A 17404-nucleotide genomic window follows, 5' to 3' on the forward strand; every position below is an offset into this window, starting at 1 on the left:
TTGGATGCCGCAGCAATAATTAGCCTTTTTATTTTGGGTTCCGTACTCGTCACCTGCAGTATCTTACTCAGTTCATTCTCATCACGTCTTGGTATCCCTATTCTGGTGATATTTCTCGCTATCGGTATGTTAGCGGGAGTCGACGGCGTGGGCGGTATTCCTTTCGATAACTACCCTTTCGCCTATATGGTGAGTAACCTGGCGCTGGCGGTTATCCTGCTCGACGGCGGGATGCGCACCCAGGCCAGCTCATTTCGTGTCGCGTTAGGCCCGGCGCTGTCGCTGGCGACCGTCGGGGTGCTGATTACCTCCGGACTCACCGGCATGATGGCCGCGTGGCTGTTTCATCTGGATCTTATCGAAGGACTCCTGATTGGCGCGATTGTCGGTTCAACCGATGCCGCGGCGGTTTTTTCCCTGCTCGGCGGCAAGGGGCTTAACGAACGTGTTGGCTCTACGCTGGAAATTGAATCCGGGAGTAATGACCCGATGGCGGTGTTTTTAACCATCACGCTTATCGCCATGATTCAAAATCACGAGACTGGATTAAGCTGGATGTTTGCGGTGCATATTATCCAGCAGTTCGGCTTAGGGATCATACTGGGCCTCGGTGGGGGCTACCTGCTTCAGCAAATGATTAACCGCATTTCACTGCCTGCCGGGCTTTATCCGCTACTGGCCTTAAGCGGTGGGATCCTGATTTTTGCCCTGACCACTGCACTGGAAGGCAGCGGTATTCTGGCGGTCTATCTGTGTGGTTTCCTGCTGGGTAATCGCCCCATCCGCAACCGATTTGGCATTCTGCAAAACTTCGACGGTCTGGCATGGCTGGCACAAATCGCCATGTTCCTGGTGCTGGGACTGCTGGTTACGCCGTCCGACCTGCTGCCTATCGCGATACCTGCGCTGATTTTGTCTGCATGGATGATATTCATTGCCCGTCCGCTGTCGGTCTTCGCCGGACTGCTGCCGTTTCGTGGCTTCAATCTGCGCGAGCGCATTTTCATCAGTTGGGTGGGCCTGCGCGGTGCAGTCCCCATCATCCTCGCCGTGTTCCCAATGATGGCGGGTCTGGAGAATGCGCGCCTGTTCTTTAACGTCGCGTTCTTCGTGGTTCTGATCTCGCTGCTGTTTCAGGGAACGTCGCTTTCCTGGGCCGCCAAAAAAGCCAAAGTGGTGGTTCCTCCCGTCGGCTGGCCCGTTTCGCGCATTGGTCTGGATATTCACCCGGAAAACCCCTGGGAGCAGTTTGTTTATCAGCTCAGCGCGGATAAGTGGTGTGTAGGAGCCGCACTGCGCGACTTGCATATGCCGGAAGAGACGCGAATTGCCGCCCTGTTTCGTGACAACGTGCTGTTTCACCCATCCGGCAGTACGCGGCTGCGTGAAGGCGATGTTCTGTGCGTCATTGGTCGTGAGCGCGATCTCCCTGCTCTCGGCAAGCTGTTTAGCCAGTCGCCGCCGGTATCGTTAGACCAGCGCTTCTTCGGTGATTTCATTCTCGAGGCCAGCGCAAAATACGCCGATGTGGCACTGATTTATGGCCTGGAAGATGGCACAGAGTATCGTGATAAACAGCAAACGCTGGGTGAAATTGTCCAGCATCTGCTTGGCGCCGCGCCGGTCGTCGGTGACCAGGTTGAATTTGCTGGCATGATCTGGACGGTTGCTGAGAAAGAAGATAATGCGGTGCTGAAGGTCGGTGTTCGCGTTGCTGAAGATGATGATGAGGCGCGTTGATGCTTTTTGCCGGGCGGCGGCAGCGCTTTGCCCGGTTTGCGCTCTGCGTCGCATAAACGGTGGAGCCGGATGAAGCGCATCAGCGTCGACATCCGGCTTCATATACGTTACACCGTCACAACCGGCACGCGCAGCGCCAGAGAACACATCAACTCGTAGCCCACCGTACCCGCTGCGCTGGCCACATCGTCAATTTTAATCTCTTTGCCCCACAGCTCTACCGGCGTCCCGATCCCCGCCTGCGGACACGGTGTCAGATCTACCGCCAGCATATCCATTGAGACCGTCCCCACCGTTGTAGTGCGTACGCCGTCCACCAGCACCGGCGTTCCGCTTGGCGCATGGCGCGGATAACCGTCTGCATACCCGGTCGCCACAATGCCAATACGCTGCTCGCCGCTGGCGGTATAGCGTCCCCCGTAACCCACCCGGTCTCCAGCTTTCAGCGTCTGTATGCCGATTATCTCGCTGCTCAGGGTCATGACCGGTTTCAGGCCGGTATTGGCGATGTCCCGCCACTGTCCCGAAGGTGATGCGCCATACAAAATAATGCCCGGGCGCACCCAGTCATAATGTGCTTCAGGGTGCCACAGCGTGGCGGCCGAATTGGACAGCGACCGTCTGCACTCCAGCCCTTCTGTCGCCTGTGCAATCCGCGCCATGGCGTCCTGAATACCTTCCGGGTGCTCCGCATCTGCAAAGTGGGACATCAGCGTCATTTCACCGACGTTGGGCATTGCCCGCAGCTGTTGCCAGACCGTTGATACTCTTTCCGGTAAGAAACCCAGTCGGTTCATGCCGCTGTTCACCTTCAGGTAAACATCCAGCGGCGCGTTGAGGCGCGCATTCTGCAGCGCTTTTAATTGCCAGTTACTGTGTACACAGGTGGTTAGACGATATTTGTCATACACCATCAGGTCTTCGGCGTGGAAAAATCCCTCCAGCATGAGTATCGGGCCTTTCCACCCGCGCTCACGCAGGGTTATCGCTTCTTCAAGATTGAGCATGGCAAAACCGTCGGTTGTGCCCAGCGCATTCCAGACACGTTCAATGCCGTGTCCGTAGGCATTGGCTTTCACCACCGACCAGACGCGGGCGTCCGGCGCGGCCTGGCGGGTAATGGTCAGGTTTTGTTTCAACGCCTGCAGGTCAATGCTGGCCAGTATCGGGCGAGTCATCTCACGTCCTTATCAGTTATGTGCGCCATGTAAATGCCGTGGACGAGATGGGGTAAACCCCGGGCTGTAACGCGCCACGCTCAGATCGTCGTAAGGAATGGCTGGTGTACGGCCAGACAGAATGTCGCTCAGCAACTGACCCGAACCGCAGGCCATGGTCCAGCCCAGCGTGCCGTGGCCGGTATTAAGCAGTAGATTCTTAAAGCGCGTTCGCCCGATCACTGGCGTACCGTCCGGCGTCATCGGACGCAGCCCGGTCCAGAAGGTTGCCTGCTCCACATGCCCACCGCGTGGGAAGAGATCGCGGACGACCATCTCCAGCGTCTCACGACGGGGTTGCAGCAATTCCGTATTGAAGCCGACAATCTCCGCCATGCCGCCAACGCGAATACGGTTATCAAAGCGGGTAATGGCGATTTTGTAGGTTTCATCAAGGATCGTTGAAACCGGCGCGCCGTCATCTTGCGCCACCGGAATGGTCAATGAATAGCCTTTGAGCGGATAGACCGGAATATCAACGATCCCCTTCAGCATCGCCGTAGAGTACGAGCCGAACGCCATTACATAGGCATCGGCTTTGACTATCTCCTCGCCACACTGAACGCCATAAATCTGCTCACCATCGCTCAACAGCTTATCGACCGGAGTATTAAAGCGAAATTTCACACCCGCCTGCTCCGCCATCAGCGCCAGACGCTGGGTAAACAGCTGGCAGTCACCCGTTTCGTCATTCGGTAAACGCAGACCGCCGGTCAGCTTGTGTGCCACTTCCGCCAGCGCCGGTTCAACTTCCGCCAGACGGCTTGCTTCCAGGAGCTGATACGGCACGCCAGCGTCTTCGAGGACGGCGATGTCGCGGGTCGCGTTCTCATACTGTTGAGCGGTACGGAACAGTTGCAACGTTCCACCCTGGCGTCCTTCGTACTCGATACCGGTAGAGGCGCGTAGCGCTTTCAGGCAATCACGGCTGTATTCCGCCAGTCGCACCATCCGGCCCTTGTTTTCCATGTAATGGCTGGTGTCGCAGTTGCGTAGCATCTGCCACATCCATTTCAACTGGAACTGCGTCCCGTCGAGGCGAACGGCCAGCGGCGCATGGCGCTGAAACATCCATTTAATTGCTTTAAGCGGTACGCCTGGCGCCGCCCAGGGTGCTGCATAACCTGGAGAGATTTGCCCCGCGTTCGCCGCACTGGTTTCCAGTGCCGGACCGGGCTCACGATCAATGACGGTGACATCGTGTCCAGCCTGACTTAAGTACCAGGCGCTGGTCACGCCAACGACGCCACTTCCCAGTATGACAACTCGCATAGCCACTCCGTTAACAGTAAAAGAACAATCATCTAATTACATCTTGATAACTCAGTTGAAAATATTATTCAACATATGGCTTTTTTATGGTGACTTATCTCACATATGGCGGTGATGGCGGGGAACTCCCTGCTTTGGTATCTCCTGCTGTGCGTTATTTTTATCCAGCATAAAATTTTGCGGTCATACCGTTTTTCGACGCCTCGCTAACAAGAAATCGCAAAGAAAAAATTTCAGCCGCAGCACGTTTTTTAACACCATGATCTATGCTTGAAATGAGGTACTCCAGACAGAGAGTGCCGCCAACAATGAGGGTGCGCGAATGGCTACGATTGATTCCATGAACAAGGACAGCACACGGTTAAGCGATGGACCCGACTGGACGTTTGATCTGCTGGATGTCTATCTGGCGGAAATAGACCGCGTGGCGAAACTTTACAGACTGGATACCTACCCGCACCAAATCGAGGTGATCACCTCCGAACAAATGATGGACGCTTACTCCAGCGTCGGGATGCCAATCAACTATCCGCACTGGTCGTTTGGTAAAAAATTTATTGAAACCGAGCGTTTGTATAAGCATGGTCAGCAGGGGCTGGCCTATGAGATTGTTATCAACTCCAATCCGTGTATCGCGTATCTGATGGAGGAGAACACCATCACCATGCAGGCGTTGGTGATGGCGCATGCCTGCTACGGACATAACTCCTTCTTTAAAAACAACTATTTGTTCCGTAGCTGGACGGATGCCAGCTCCATCGTCGATTACCTGATCTTCGCGCGAAACTATATTACCCAGTGTGAAGAGCGTTACGGCGTGGATGAAGTCGAAAAGCTCCTCGACTCCTGTCACGCGCTGATGAACTACGGCGTGGATCGTTACAAACGCCCGCAAAAAATCTCCCTACAGGAAGAGAAAGCCCGACAGAAAAGCCGTGAAGAGTATCTGCAAAGCCAGGTAAATATGTTGTGGCGTACGCTGCCGAAGAAAGAGGAAGAGAAAACCGTTGCGGAAGCCCGACGTTATCCTTCTGAACCGCAGGAGAACCTTCTGTACTTCATGGAGAAGAACGCCCCGCTGCTGGAATCCTGGCAACGCGAAGTGCTGCGCATTGTGCGCAAGGTCAGCCAGTATTTTTATCCGCAGAAACAGACGCAGGTGATGAACGAAGGGTGGGCCACTTTCTGGCATTACACCATCCTTAATCACCTTTATGACGAAGGTAAAGTCACCGAACGGTTTATGCTGGAGTTTTTACATAGCCATACCAACGTGGTATTCCAGCCGCCGTACAACAGCCCGTGGTATAGCGGCATAAACCCCTATGCCCTGGGTTTTGCCATGTTCCAGGATATTAAACGAATTTGTCAGTCGCCTACCGAAGAGGACAAATACTGGTTCCCGGATATAGCGGGTTCTGACTGGCTGGAAACCCTGCATTTCGCGATGCGCGATTTCAAAGATGAGAGCTTCATCAGCCAGTTTCTGTCACCGAAGGTTATGCGTGATTTCCGCCTGTTCACCGTGCTGGATGACGATCGTCATAATTATCTGGAGATTTCCGCGATTCACAACGAGGAAGGATATCGTGAGATCCGCAACAGGCTGTCGTCGCAATATAACCTGAGCAACCTTGAGCCGAATATTCAAATCTGGAATGTCGATCTGCGCGGCGACCGCTCGCTCACCTTGCGCTATATTCCGCATAACCGCGCTCCGCTGGATAAAGGACGCAAAGAGGTGCTCAAGCATGTGCACCGGCTCTGGGGTTTTGACGTGATGCTGGAGCAGCAGAATGAAGACGGCAGTGTGGAACTGCTGGAGCGTTGCCCGCCGAGGATGAACGGTCTGTAAATCTTATTGCCGGATGGCGACGCGAAAACGTCTTATCCGGCCTACAATGCATTTCGTAGGCCGGATAAGCTGCGATTAGCGCCCCTGAATAGCTAAATCGCCCGGCAGGTTTTTCTGCATACGATGCCAAATCTCGCCGCTGTCGTGACCATAGCGACGCACCGTTTCATATACCTGCTCATGAGCACCCTGATCACAAAGTTCTGACAGCTTACGGTAAAAGCTCAACGCCAGCGCGCGGGCTTCCGGATTGGCGAAATAATGGCGGCCAATGCGGGTATATAATCCCTTCATTCCATTGAGGATCAAACCGTAAATCGGATTGCCAGAGGCAAATGCCAGACCGCGGAAAATGTTATAGTCCAGATCGGCGAACGCATCAGCATGGTCGGCCACCTGATTTGCCGTTGCCAGAACCTCCTGCGCTTTATCAGGATGCTGGCGAAACGCGGTACGAACAAAGATCGTCGAGATGTTGGTACGCACGGACAGCAGATTATCAATAAGCTGCGGCACGCTCTCGTGATCGAGACGCGCCAGCGTTTCAAGGATATTTAGCCCGGAGGTTTCCCAGAAGTTATTCACCTTCGTCGGCTTGCCGTGTTGAATGGTCAACCAGCCGTCCCGCGCCAGACGCTGTAATACCTCGCGTAACGTGGTACGTGTCACTCCAATCAGTTCAGAGAGTTCACGTTCAGCAGGCAAAATAGTGCCAGGTGGGAAGCGGTTATTCCAGATACTTTCAATGATGTACTCTTCCGCGAACCCAGCCGGGCTTTGCGCCTTAATGACCATAGTGATAATTCCATTACACAGCAAAACATAGTTACAGTTATCATACCAGACGGGCTACATGGCTGATAGCTGACGCAATGAAGAAAAAGTGGATCAAGGCTTCATTTTCCAGATTACGCTGAAGCACAGCCAGCCTTGTCCGTCGCGTGAATAGCTTGCCTGTACTCCCTCCTCCCGCTAAGCTTTGCGGTCAAACATAAAAACATGATTTCATTTTTAAAGGTAGGGAAATCACCATGGAGCTATCATGGGGCCGCGCTATGTGGCGCAATTTTTTAGGTCAATCACCTGACTGGTACAAACTTGCACTACTCGTATTCTTAGTCGTTAACCCGGTTATATTTTTCATCAATCCCTTTATTGCGGGCTGGCTGTTGGTGGCCGAGTTCATTTTTACGCTGGCGATGGCGTTAAAATGTTACCCGCTGCTACCAGGCGGGCTGCTAGCCATCGAGGCGGTCATCATCGGCATGACCAGCGCCACACATGTGCGTGAAGAGGTTGCCGCTAACCTTGAGGTGCTATTGCTGCTGATGTTTATGGTGGCTGGCATCTACTTTATGAAGCAGTTGCTGCTGTTTATTTTCACCCGCCTACTGCTTACGATTCGCTCCAAGATGCTGCTGTCGCTGGCATTTTGCGTTGCCGCCGCCTTCCTTTCTGCATTCCTGGATGCGCTGACCGTCGTTGCCGTGGTAATCAGCGTAGCAGTTGGTTTTTATGGTATTTACCATCGCTTCGCCTCTTCCCGCACGGAAGACAACAATATGCTCGATGATAGCCATATCGATCAGCACAATAAGGTCGTACTGGAGCAGTTCCGTGGTTTTCTGCGCAGCCTGATGATGCATGCGGGTGTCGGTACGGCGTTAGGCGGCGTAATGACTATGGTCGGCGAACCGCAAAACCTGATTATCGCCAAAGCGGCTGGCTGGCATTTTGGTGACTTTTTCCTGCGCATGTCGCCGGTCACCGTCCCGGTGCTGATTTGCGGCCTGTTAACCTGCATGCTGGTTGAGAAATTGCGCTGGTTTGGCTATGGCGAAACGCTGCCGGAGACCGTCCGCGATGTCCTGCAACAGTTTGACGATCAAAGCCGTCAGCAGCGTACTCGTCAGGAAAAAATCAAACTGATTGTTCAGGCGATTATCGGTATCTGGCTGGTGGTTGCCCTGGCCCTGCATCTGGCGGAAGTCGGATTAATCGGTCTGTCCGTCATTATCCTGGCCACGTCGTTGACCGGCGTTACTGACGAACACGCGATTGGTAAAGCGTTTACCGAGTCGCTGCCTTTCACCGCCCTGCTGACCGTGTTCTTCTCTATCGTTGCGGTTATTATCGATCAACAGCTCTTTTCACCGATTATTCAGTTTGTTTTGCAGTCCTCTGAACATGCTCAACTGACGCTGTTCTATCTCTTTAACGGTCTGCTGTCTTCTATCTCTGATAACGTGTTTGTCGGCACCATTTACATTAACGAAGCCAAAGCCGCGTTGGAACATGGGACCATCAGCCTTAACCAATTTGAGCTGTTAGCGGTGGCGATCAATACCGGGACTAACCTGCCTTCCGTTGCTACGCCAAACGGCCAGGCGGCATTCCTGTTCCTGCTGACCTCCGCGCTGGCACCATTGATTCGACTCTCTTATGGTCGCATGGTGTGGATGGCTCTGCCTTATACTCTCGTCCTGACGCTGGTTGGTCTGCTTTGCGTCGAGTTCACGCTTGTTCCGGTGACTGAGTGGATGACCCAGGCGGGTTGGTTAGCTACACTTTCATAACAATTTACCGGGTAAATCACTGCCCGGTTTGACTTTTTGCATGATAATTATCCGATTACTCAAATTTTCAATTCCTGCTAGTGGCGCATAAATTGAATTGGTTTAAACTGCGCTCTCTACGCATGTTGCAGGGAAATTATTATGTTGCGATTTTTAAACCAGTGCTCCCGAGGTCGTGGTGCATGGTTATTGTTGGCGTTAACCGCCTTTGCGCTGGAGCTTGTCGCGCTGTGGTTCCAGCACGTCATGCTGCTAAAACCTTGCGTGTTGTGTATTTACGAACGTAGCGCATTATTTGGCGTGATGGGCGCGGGGCTGGTGGGGGCTATCGCACCAAAAACGCCGCTGCGCTATGTGGCGATGATTATCTGGATTTACAGTGCCTGGCGCGGGCTGCAGTTAGCGTATGAGCACACCATGATTCAGTTGCACCCATCACCGTTTATGACCTGTGATTTTGCCGCACGCTTCCCGAGCTGGCTGCCGCTGGACAAATGGCTGCCGCAGGTGTTTTTAGCATCCGGTGACTGTGCTGAACGCCAGTGGTCTTTTTTAACCCTGGAAATGCCACAGTGGCTGTTGGGGATCTTCGCCGCTTACCTGGTGGTCGCCGTGTTGGTAGTCATAGCACAGCCGTTTAAACCGAAAAAACGTGACCTCTTCGGTCGCTAACAGAGACGCTCCTTCGGGAGCGTTTTTTTGCCTTAAATTCATTGCCTGCTGGCATCTATAAGATGTATATTAAATGCATCTTATAGATACCACACCAAGGAGATGTCTGATGTCCCATTTACGCATCCCGGCAAACTGGAAAGTAAAACGCTCTACTCCCTTCTTTACCAAAGACAACGTCCCGGCAGCACTTCTTTCTCACCATAACACCGCAGCAGGCGTGTTTGGACAGCTCTGCGTAATGGAAGGTACGGTAACGTATTATGGCTTTGCCAATGAAGACGCAAAAGAACCTGAAGTGAAAGTGGTGATTAATGCCGGTCAGTTCGCGACCAGCCCACCGCAGTACTGGCATCGCGTTGAATTAAGCGACGATGCGCAATTCAACATTAACTTCTGGGTGGAAGATGACAACCACTCCGATGAGATGTATCAGGCGAAAAAGTCTTAACCCTTAACGCCTGCTAATCGATGGGCGGCTCAGTCCGCCCATGAAGGTTTGTTCAGGATATGATCCTGCCAGTCACGCACTTCCGACTCTTTCACCGCAATATGACGAACTGAGATACGTTCACCGTGCATCGCCGCTTTTGATCCTGTCAACAACGGGTGCCACTCCGGTAGCCCTTTTCCTTCTGCGAGCAGACGATAGGCGCAGGTCATCGGCAACCATTCAAAAGTCGGCAGATTATCACGCGTCAGTTTGATGCAGTCAGGCTCGTACTCGAATCGACGTTCGTAATTACGACACTGGCAGGTTTTAATGTTGAGCTGACGACAGGCGACGTTGGTAAAGTAGATTTCGTCAGTGTCTTCATCCATCAGCTTATGCAGGCAGCATTGACCGCACCCGTCACATAATGACTCCCACTCGGCATCGGTCATTTCATCAAGGGTTTTACTTTGCCAGAAAGGTATGTCGCTCATCAGGGTTTCCGCTATTGCAATAAAGCTGCACCTTATAACCAGTCTGGCACGCTGATGCAAGTTTTGCCGCCCGAAAAGGCGGCAAGCAGAGATTACAGCACGCGGGTTGTTAGCGTTTGACCGTGAAAACTGATGGCCAGTTCGTCGCTGCTGCTTAAAGGTCCCACGCCTGCTGGCGTTCCCGTTAGCACCACATCGCCCGCTTTGAGGGTAAAGAAACGGCTCATATAAGCAATCAAGGGAACGATGTGATGGATCATGTCCGCCGTGGAGCCGTGCTGGCGAGTTTCACCGTTGACCGTTAATCCAAGCATCGTATCCTGCGGATCGCCATTAAATTCCGCCACCGGAATAAATCCAGACAGCGGGCAAGAGTTATCAAAACCCTTCGCTTTTTCCCATGGCTGCCCCGCCTTCTTCATTTTGCCCTGAATATCGCGCAGGGTCAGATCCAGCGCGACACCATAACCGGCAATGGCTTTGCGCACATGATCTTCTGTCGCTTGCCGCAGGGTCGCGCCAATCAGCACAGCCAGCTCAACTTCATGGTGGACAGACCCCATATCAGATGGGATCACCAGCGGCTGGCGCAAATCGCACAGCGCGGTTTCCGGTTTAATAAACAGAACCGGTTCTTCCGGGGTGGTTCCGCCCATCTCTTTAATATGGTTAGCATAGTTACTCCCTACGCAAACCACCTTACTCACCGGATAATCCAGCAGAGCACCATGCCAGTTGTGATGTTGATACATTACTTTCCCCTAACGTAGTCATAGATTTCAGGTACTGCATCGATGGAACGTGCTGCTGCCGGATGCAGTTTAACGTTTAGCGTCTGGTGTATTTTGTTTTGCCGCTGCCAGATGCTGTTTAAGTAAATCTTCTGGCGGCGGGGGTATTTGTAAATAATAGCCCTGCTCGGTCAGGGCCTGTTTTACTTTTTCAAGATCGGCATTAACTAATTTTTTTCGCCCATCAAGCGGTAACATCATTGCCAGCGTCGGCTGACCAAATCCTCTCATCAGTTCTTCAGGAACGCGCGAGAAATCGTCTTTTTTTTCGACATATAAATAGGTCTGGTCACGTTTGCTGCTTCGGTAGATCACACAAAACATATCTTTTACTCTGAATTCACGGAATGGTGGCTTGCCTCAATATAATACTGACTATAACATGCCTTATAGTCTTCGGAATATCACCCCGCGCTGGGGATGATAAATAGCAAATTGAGTAAGGCCAGGATGTCAAACACGCCAATCGAGCTTAAAGGCAGTAGCTTCACCTTATCAGTGGTTCATTTACATGAAGCAGAACCCGAGGTTATTCGTCAGGCGTTGGAAGACAAAATCGCGCAGGCACCGGCTTTTTTAAAACATGCTCCCGTGGTGGTTAACGTGAGTGGTCTTGAAAGCCCAGTAAACTGGTCAGCGCTGCAGAAAGTTGTCGCGTCTACCGGATTGCGCATTATTGGCGTTAGCGGATGCAAAGACGCCAGACTAAAGGCAGAAATCGACGAAATGGGTCTTCCTTTACTGACTGAAGGTAAAGAAAAAGCTATTCGTCCTGCGCCTGTTGAGGTCCCGGCTCCCGTCGCTCCGCCGCAAAACGTTACTCCCATCACAAAAACACGATTAATAAATGTGCCGGTTCGTTCCGGTCAGCGCATTTATGCTCCACAATGTGATCTGATTGTTACAAGCCACGTCAGTGCGGGCGCAGAGCTTATCGCTGATGGCAATATTCATGTTTATGGAATGATGAGAGGCCGTGCGCTGGCAGGTGCAAGCGGCGATCGTGAAGCGCAAATTTTTTGTACCCATCTGACGGCAGAACTGGTGTCTATCGCAGGTGTTTATTGGCTGAGTGATAAAATCCCAGCAGAATTTTATGGCAAAGCGGCCCGTCTGCAATTAGCAGAGAACGCTTTGACAGTTCAACCGTTGAATTGATCCCTTTTTAACAAGGAATTTCTATGGCACGCATTATTGTTGTTACTTCGGGTAAAGGGGGCGTTGGCAAAACCACCTCCAGCGCGGCCATCGCTACAGGTTTGGCCCAGAAGGGAAAGAAAACTGTCGTTATTGATTTTGATATCGGCCTGCGTAACCTCGATCTGATTATGGGTTGTGAACGCCGCGTCGTTTACGACTTCGTCAACGTTATTCAGGGCGATGCGTCGTTAAATCAGGCGTTAATCAAAGATAAGCGTACCGAAAATCTCTTTATTCTTCCGGCCTCACAGACTCGCGATAAAGACGCGCTGACGCGTGAAGGCGTCGCGAAAGTTCTGGACGACCTGAAAACGATGGAATTCGATTTCATCGTCTGCGACTCCCCAGCGGGTATTGAAACCGGCGCGCTGATGGCCCTGTATTTTGCCGATGAAGCGATTATCACCACTAACCCGGAAGTCTCCTCTGTACGTGACTCTGACCGTATTCTGGGTATTCTGGCGTCGAAATCTCGTCGTGCGGAAAACGGTGAAGATCCGATTAAAGAGCATTTGTTGCTGACGCGCTACAACCCTGGCCGCGTAAATAAAGGTGACATGCTGAGCATGGAAGACGTACTGGAAATTCTGCGAATCAAGCTGGTTGGCGTGATTCCTGAAGATCAGTCAGTCCTGCGCGCGTCTAACCAGGGTGAGCCGGTTATTCTCGACATCAATGCTGATGCCGGTAAAGCCTATGCTGATACCGTAGACCGTCTGTTGGGAGAAGAACGTCCTTTCCGCTTCATTGAAGAAGAGAAGAAAGGTTTCCTCAAACGCCTGTTCGGAGGATAAGTTATGGCATTACTGGATTTTTTTCTCTCGCGGAAAAAGAGCACAGCGAACATCGCTAAAGAGCGACTGCAGATTATTGTTGCGGAACGTCGTCGTAGTGACGCCGAGCCACATTATTTACCGCAACTGAGGAAAGATATTCTCGAGGTTATCTGCAAGTATGTACAAATTGATCCCGAAATGGTCACCGTACAGCTTGAACAAAAAGACGGCGATATTTCTATCCTCGAACTTAACGTGACATTACCTGAAGCTGAAGAGTCTAAATAACGGCTTTGCTCAGTGAGTTATAGTTGCAAAAAAAGGCAGATTATTCTGCCTTTTTTATTTTCAGTTTCTTGCCAGGCTGTTGCGGATTTATTCCAAAGTAAACTTTGGATAGTTTTCGGCAAAATAGCGGCGCAAATACTCAACCGTAATACGGATTTTTGCCGACGTCGCCAGCCGAGAAACATAAACCGCCCATATATTTGCTGGTTGATAATACTCGGGTAATACGTGTACCAGATGTCCACCGGCAATGTTGTCGCAAACGTCCCACCACGAACGCAGGGCAATTCCCTGCCCATCAAGACACCACTGATGTACCACTTCGCCATGATTAGACGACAGAGGCCCCGTAACTTTAATTGAGTGAGCGCCCTCTTTATTACGCATTTGCCAGATGCCAAACGGATGGTCGCGCTCTTTGATAACCAGACAAGGAAAAGTGGAGAGATCGTTGAGTTGCTTCGGCGTCCCGTGCTGCGCCACAAATTCCGGCGAAGCGCACAGAATACGGTAGTTAGTCGCCAGCTTGCGGGCAATCAGGTTCGGCGCGATATCATCCCCGATACGAATATCAAGATCGACGCCCTCATTCACCATATCCACCAGGCGGTCTTCAACATCGAACCTCAGTTCTAACTGCGGGTACGCTTTTGCCAGCGCAGACAGCGCCGGAGCCACCACCCGACGGCCAAAACCAAAGCTACTAATAATACGTAGCATCCCCTGCGGGATCTGCCTGGCATCAGACAACTCGTCCATCATCTGATCGACATCCTGCAGGATCCGCTGCGCCCATTCGTAGATCCGCTCCCCCTCTTCCGTGATGGTTACACGCCGCGTTGTCCGGTGCAGCAGCACCACGTTCAGTGTCTGCTCCAGCAGGGCTACTCGCTTACTGATAAAAGCCGGTGATACACCCAGTTCCTCGGCAACGGCGGCAAATCCTGCCCGACGAGCAACCAGCATAAAGACGCGTAAATCATTTAGCAGCGGCAGATTATTCATGATCTGTGTTTTATGTTTCACCAGTTAGGGGGATTAACTATTAATCAGTCAATTATAGGATAAGGGGAAAGTCAATTTTGATGGCGTACAAGTGAGAGCTGCTATGAAGAAAACCTGTCGTATTGCCGCTATCCCCGGAGATGGCATTGGTAAAGAAGTGCTGCCTGAAGGCATTCATGTGTTACAGGCAGCCGCCGAGTGTTGGGGGTTGTCGCTCAGCTTTGAGCAAATGGAATGGGCGAGCTGCGAGTACTACGCCCATCACGGTAAAATGATGCCGGATGACTGGCATGAGCAGTTGCAATCCTTTGATGCTATCTATTTTGGCGCCGTTGGCTGGCCGGACACCGTACCGGACCACATCTCTTTATGGGGCTCGCTGCTTAAGTTTCGCCGCGAATTCGACCAGTACGTCAACCTGCGTCCGGTACGCCTGTTCCCGGGAGTCCCTTGCCCACTGGCGGGCAAGCAGCCAGGCGACATTGATTTCTACGTCGTACGCGAGAACACCGAGGGAGAATACTCTTCTCTCGGCGGACGCGTGAGTGAAGGGACGGAACACGAGGTGGTTATCCAGGAGTCGGTCTTCACCCGTCGCGGCGTGGATCGTATATTGCGTTACGCTTTCGAGCTGGCGCAAAACCGCCCGCGCAAAACCCTGACCTCGGCGACCAAATCCAATGGTCTGGCCATCAGCATGCCTTACTGGGACGAGCGTGTTGAAGCAATGGCGGCTAACTATCCTGAGATCCGTTGGGATAAACAGCATATCGATATACTGTGCGCCCGCTTTGTGATGCAGCCGGAGCGCTTTGACGTTGTGGTTGCTTCCAACCTGTTCGGCGACATCCTCTCCGATCTGGGTCCGGCCTGTACCGGGACGATTGGCATCGCACCTTCTGCCAACTTAAACCCGGAACGCACCTTCCCGTCCCTGTTCGAGCCAGTACATGGTTCGGCCCCCGATATTTACGGAAAAAACATCGCCAACCCGATTGCCACTATCTGGGCTGGCGCCATGATGCTGGACTTCCTTGGCAACGGTGATGCCAACTATAAGGCTGCCCACGACGGTATTCTGGCGGCAATTGAGCACGTTATTGCCAGTGGCCCGAAAACGCCGGATATGAAAGGCAGCGCCACCACGCAACAGGTGGGAGAAGCCATCTGTCAGGCACTACGTTAGAGGTCAAACCACGAAATATAAGCCGCGTCACTGACGCGGCTTTTTTATGCGTTTTGTGGAGCCAATAACCTGCGCTAATTCACCTTTTATTATTTCCGTTCCGTGTTTTATTGCTTCACGCATCGGGCAATTGTTTAATTCATGTAAAGAACAAATAATAAAATTGTTAAATACAAAGTAACTCATTCTACCCCTACAGCATGATAACAACGACAGGCTAATGCCATACGCGGGCAACTGTGCCCAGGAGATCCCATGTTGAGCAACGTCAAGAAAAAAGACATGCCGCTGATAGCCATCAGCCTGGTGGCTATTCTTTTCATCGCCGCCACACTTAGTCTCTTCCCTCAGCAGTCTGCACAAGTCGCAAATACCCTTTTTAACGGCGTTACCCGGATGCTGGGTTCCGCCGTGCAGATCCTCGTTCTGATGGCTATGGGTCTGGTCGTCTGGCTGGCTACCAGCAAATACGGCAACATCCGTCTGGGAGAAGGTAAAGCGGAATACAGCACGCTCTCCTGGCTTTTTATGTTTATATGCGCCGGATTAGGCTCCTCCACGCTCTACTGGGGCGTTGCTGAGTGGGCCTATTATTACCAGACCCCGGGTCTGAATATCGCGCCGCACTCGCAAAAAGCGCTGGAATACAGCCTGCCTTACTCCTTTTTCCATTGGGGGATCAGCGCATGGGCGACCTACACGTTGGCCTCATTAACCATGGCCTACCACTTCCATGTGCGTAAAAACAAAGGACTGAGCCTGTCCGGGATTATCGCCGCCATTACCGGCGTGCATCCGCAGGGTGTCTGGGGTCGCCTGGTTGACCTGATGTTCCTGATCGCGACAGTTGGCGCGTTAACTATCTCTCTGGTCGTCACCGCCGCCACCTTTACCCGCGGTTTGTCTGCCCTGACGGGGTTACCGGATAACTTCACGGTGCAGGCGTTTGTGATCCTGTTCTCTGGCGGCATTTTCTGCCTGAGCTCCTGGATTGGCATCAATAACGGTTTGCAACGTCTGAGCAAAATGGTCGGCTGGGGGGCGTTTTTACTGCCGCTGCTGGTGCTGATCGTCGGCCCGACCGAGTTCATCACCAACAACATCATCAACGCCATCGGCCTGACGACACAAAATTTTTTGCAAATGAGCCTCTTCACCGACCCGCTTGGCAACGGTGAGTTCACCCGTAACTGGACGGTGTTCTACTGGCTGTGGTGGATCTCCTACACGCCGGGCGTGGCAATGTTTGTCACTCGCGTATCCCGTGGTCGCAAAATCAAAGAGGTTATCTGGGCATTAATCCTCGGTAGCACTGTTGGTTGCTGGTTCTTCTTTGGCGTGATGGAAAGCTACTCCATTCACCAGTTTGTGAACGGCGTGATCGACGTACCGCAGGTTATGGCGACGCTGGGTGGTGAGACGGCCGTACAGCAAGTGTTGATGTCGTTGCCTGCCGGGAAACTGTTTCTGGTGGCGTATCTGGCGATCATGATTATATTCCTCGCCTCACACATGGATGCTGTGGCCTACACCATGGCGGCCACCAGCACACGTAACCTGCAGGAAGGGGAAGATCCGCAGCGCAGTCTTCGTCTGTTCTGGTGCGTGGTTATCACCCTGATCCCATTATCGATTTTGTTCACCGGCGCGTCCCTGGAAACCATGAAGACCACGGTGGTTCTGACCGCTCTTCCATTCCTCGCCATCCTGTTGGTGAAGGTTGGCGGTTTTCTGCGCTGGGTACGGCAGGACTATGCCCACGTTCCTGCGCATCAAATTGAAGGTCATCTTCCCGAAGCGCCAGTTGACGTCCCGGTCGCGCCACCGGCCGGGACACTACTCAAAGGCGACAATTAAGCGCCAGTACAAAAATCCTCTTACTCACAAATTAAAGGTATT

At 52.4% G+C, this 17404-nt stretch carries 17 protein-coding genes; 10 read left to right on the plus strand and 7 right to left on the minus strand.

The window, feature by feature from the left end; genetic code table 11:
- A complete protein-coding gene (locus GPJ68_RS13420; RefSeq protein ID WP_104651344.1) occupies window positions 1–1740 on the plus strand; it encodes a potassium/proton antiporter in 1740 nt (579 codons plus the stop codon).
- A 107-nt stretch (window positions 1741–1847) separates the two neighbouring features.
- Here the strand turns inward: GPJ68_RS13420 and dadX are convergent, their stop codons facing one another.
- Window positions 1848–2918: a catabolic alanine racemase DadX gene (dadX, locus tag GPJ68_RS13425; RefSeq protein WP_046275018.1), complete on the minus strand. Its 1071-nt coding sequence runs from the start codon at window positions 2916–2918 to the stop codon at window positions 1848–1850.
- A 12-nt stretch (window positions 2919–2930) separates the two neighbouring features.
- Complete coding sequence (locus GPJ68_RS13430; protein WP_046275019.1) at window positions 2931–4229, minus strand: D-amino acid dehydrogenase; 1299 nt, start codon at window positions 4227–4229, stop codon at window positions 2931–2933.
- Window positions 4230–4551: 322 nt separating this feature from the next.
- Between GPJ68_RS13430 and GPJ68_RS13435 the strand changes: the two genes are divergently transcribed.
- Window positions 4552–6084 carry a SpoVR family protein gene (locus GPJ68_RS13435; RefSeq protein ID WP_003833557.1) on the plus strand — a complete coding sequence of 511 codons (1533 nt, stop codon included), beginning with the start codon at window positions 4552–4554 and terminating at the stop codon, window positions 6082–6084.
- A 75-nt stretch (window positions 6085–6159) separates the two neighbouring features.
- Here the strand turns inward: GPJ68_RS13435 and fadR are convergent, their stop codons facing one another.
- Entirely contained in the window at window positions 6160–6879 is a 720-nt protein-coding gene (gene fadR / locus GPJ68_RS13440; protein ID WP_016153370.1) for a fatty acid metabolism transcriptional regulator FadR, read from the minus strand.
- A 236-nt stretch (window positions 6880–7115) separates the two neighbouring features.
- Here fadR and nhaB point away from each other — a divergent pair, with 236 nt between their 5' ends.
- The 3 genes from nhaB to GPJ68_RS13455 all read left to right on the plus strand — a co-directional run bounded on the left by nhaB (window position 7116) and on the right by GPJ68_RS13455 (window position 9783).
- A complete protein-coding gene (gene nhaB / locus GPJ68_RS13445) occupies window positions 7116–8660 on the plus strand; it encodes a Na(+)/H(+) antiporter NhaB (RefSeq protein ID WP_029139569.1) in 1545 nt (514 codons plus the stop codon).
- A 141-nt stretch (window positions 8661–8801) separates the two neighbouring features.
- Window positions 8802–9332: a disulfide bond formation protein DsbB gene (gene dsbB, locus GPJ68_RS13450; protein WP_003844060.1), complete on the plus strand. Its 531-nt coding sequence runs from the start codon at window positions 8802–8804 to the stop codon at window positions 9330–9332.
- A 109-nt stretch (window positions 9333–9441) separates the two neighbouring features.
- A complete protein-coding gene (locus GPJ68_RS13455; RefSeq protein WP_016153372.1) occupies window positions 9442–9783 on the plus strand; it encodes a DUF1971 domain-containing protein in 342 nt (113 codons plus the stop codon).
- A 29-nt stretch (window positions 9784–9812) separates the two neighbouring features.
- Here GPJ68_RS13455 and GPJ68_RS13460 read toward each other — a convergent pair whose 3' ends face one another.
- The 3 genes from GPJ68_RS13460 to GPJ68_RS13470 form a co-directional block, all read right to left on the minus strand.
- Entirely contained in the window at window positions 9813–10259 is a 447-nt protein-coding gene (locus tag GPJ68_RS13460; protein WP_016153373.1) for a YcgN family cysteine cluster protein, read from the minus strand.
- Between the two features lie 92 nt (window positions 10260–10351).
- A complete protein-coding gene (locus GPJ68_RS13465) occupies window positions 10352–11011 on the minus strand; it encodes a fumarylacetoacetate hydrolase family protein (RefSeq protein ID WP_104651347.1) in 660 nt (219 codons plus the stop codon).
- A 69-nt stretch (window positions 11012–11080) separates the two neighbouring features.
- The gene (locus tag GPJ68_RS13470) at window positions 11081–11374 is read right to left on the minus strand and encodes a YcgL domain-containing protein (RefSeq protein ID WP_016153375.1); all 294 of its coding nucleotides are present in this window, start codon (window positions 11372–11374) and stop codon (window positions 11081–11083) included.
- A gap of 126 nt (window positions 11375–11500) precedes the next feature.
- Here GPJ68_RS13470 and minC point away from each other — a divergent pair, with 126 nt between their 5' ends.
- From minC to minE, 3 genes are read left to right on the plus strand one after another with little or no spacing between them, the layout of a single operon-like run.
- A complete protein-coding gene (minC, locus tag GPJ68_RS13475; protein ID WP_016153376.1) occupies window positions 11501–12208 on the plus strand; it encodes a septum site-determining protein MinC in 708 nt (235 codons plus the stop codon).
- Window positions 12209–12231: 23 nt separating this feature from the next.
- Window positions 12232–13044: a septum site-determining protein MinD gene (minD, locus tag GPJ68_RS13480; RefSeq protein WP_003020956.1), complete on the plus strand. Its 813-nt coding sequence runs from the start codon at window positions 12232–12234 to the stop codon at window positions 13042–13044.
- A gap of 3 nt (window positions 13045–13047) precedes the next feature.
- The gene (gene minE / locus GPJ68_RS13485; RefSeq protein ID WP_001185666.1) at window positions 13048–13314 is read left to right on the plus strand and encodes a cell division topological specificity factor MinE; all 267 of its coding nucleotides are present in this window, start codon (window positions 13048–13050) and stop codon (window positions 13312–13314) included.
- 87 nt (window positions 13315–13401) lie between these two features.
- Here the strand turns inward: minE and GPJ68_RS13490 are convergent, their stop codons facing one another.
- Entirely contained in the window at window positions 13402–14319 is a 918-nt protein-coding gene (locus tag GPJ68_RS13490) for a LysR family transcriptional regulator (RefSeq protein WP_016153377.1), read from the minus strand.
- A 103-nt stretch (window positions 14320–14422) separates the two neighbouring features.
- On the opposite strand from GPJ68_RS13490, the gene GPJ68_RS13495 reads away from it, so the two are divergent.
- Window positions 14423–15505: a tartrate dehydrogenase gene (locus GPJ68_RS13495; RefSeq protein WP_104651348.1), complete on the plus strand. Its 1083-nt coding sequence runs from the start codon at window positions 14423–14425 to the stop codon at window positions 15503–15505.
- A 255-nt stretch (window positions 15506–15760) separates the two neighbouring features.
- Window positions 15761–17362 (plus strand): BCCT family transporter, encoded by a 1602-nt coding sequence (locus GPJ68_RS13500; RefSeq protein WP_049269112.1) that lies wholly within the window; start codon window positions 15761–15763, stop codon window positions 17360–17362.
- The last annotated feature ends 42 nt before the right edge of the window (window positions 17363–17404 follow it).

Origin of the sequence: Citrobacter sp. 172116965, assembly GCF_013458095.1 — a bacterium.
Taxonomy (GTDB): domain Bacteria; phylum Pseudomonadota; class Gammaproteobacteria; order Enterobacterales; family Enterobacteriaceae; genus Citrobacter; species Citrobacter braakii.

Coding starts and splice junctions, on each gene's coding strand:
- minE (WP_001185666.1), top strand. CDS start 13,048: ATGGCATTACTGGATTTTTTTCTCTCGCGGAAAAAGAGCACAGCGAAC.
- GPJ68_RS13495 (WP_104651348.1), top strand. CDS start 14,423: ATGAAGAAAACCTGTCGTATTGCCGCTATCCCCGGAGATGGCATTGGT.
- minC (WP_016153376.1), top strand. CDS start 11,501: ATGTCAAACACGCCAATCGAGCTTAAAGGCAGTAGCTTCACCTTATCA.
- GPJ68_RS13430 (WP_046275019.1), bottom strand. CDS start 4,229: ATGCGAGTTGTCATACTGGGAAGTGGCGTCGTTGGCGTGACCAGCGCC.
- GPJ68_RS13455 (WP_016153372.1), top strand. CDS start 9,442: ATGTCCCATTTACGCATCCCGGCAAACTGGAAAGTAAAACGCTCTACT.
- GPJ68_RS13435 (WP_003833557.1), top strand. CDS start 4,552: ATGGCTACGATTGATTCCATGAACAAGGACAGCACACGGTTAAGCGAT.
- dadX (WP_046275018.1), bottom strand. CDS start 2,918: ATGACTCGCCCGATACTGGCCAGCATTGACCTGCAGGCGTTGAAACAA.
- GPJ68_RS13465 (WP_104651347.1), bottom strand. CDS start 11,011: ATGTATCAACATCACAACTGGCATGGTGCTCTGCTGGATTATCCGGTG.
- GPJ68_RS13460 (WP_016153373.1), bottom strand. CDS start 10,259: ATGAGCGACATACCTTTCTGGCAAAGTAAAACCCTTGATGAAATGACC.
- minD (WP_003020956.1), top strand. CDS start 12,232: ATGGCACGCATTATTGTTGTTACTTCGGGTAAAGGGGGCGTTGGCAAA.
- GPJ68_RS13500 (WP_049269112.1), top strand. CDS start 15,761: ATGTTGAGCAACGTCAAGAAAAAAGACATGCCGCTGATAGCCATCAGC.
- fadR (WP_016153370.1), bottom strand. CDS start 6,879: ATGGTCATTAAGGCGCAAAGCCCGGCTGGGTTCGCGGAAGAGTACATC.
- GPJ68_RS13490 (WP_016153377.1), bottom strand. CDS start 14,319: ATGAATAATCTGCCGCTGCTAAATGATTTACGCGTCTTTATGCTGGTT.
- dsbB (WP_003844060.1), top strand. CDS start 8,802: ATGTTGCGATTTTTAAACCAGTGCTCCCGAGGTCGTGGTGCATGGTTA.
- GPJ68_RS13470 (WP_016153375.1), bottom strand. CDS start 11,374: ATGTTTTGTGTGATCTACCGAAGCAGCAAACGTGACCAGACCTATTTA.
- nhaB (WP_029139569.1), top strand. CDS start 7,116: ATGGAGCTATCATGGGGCCGCGCTATGTGGCGCAATTTTTTAGGTCAA.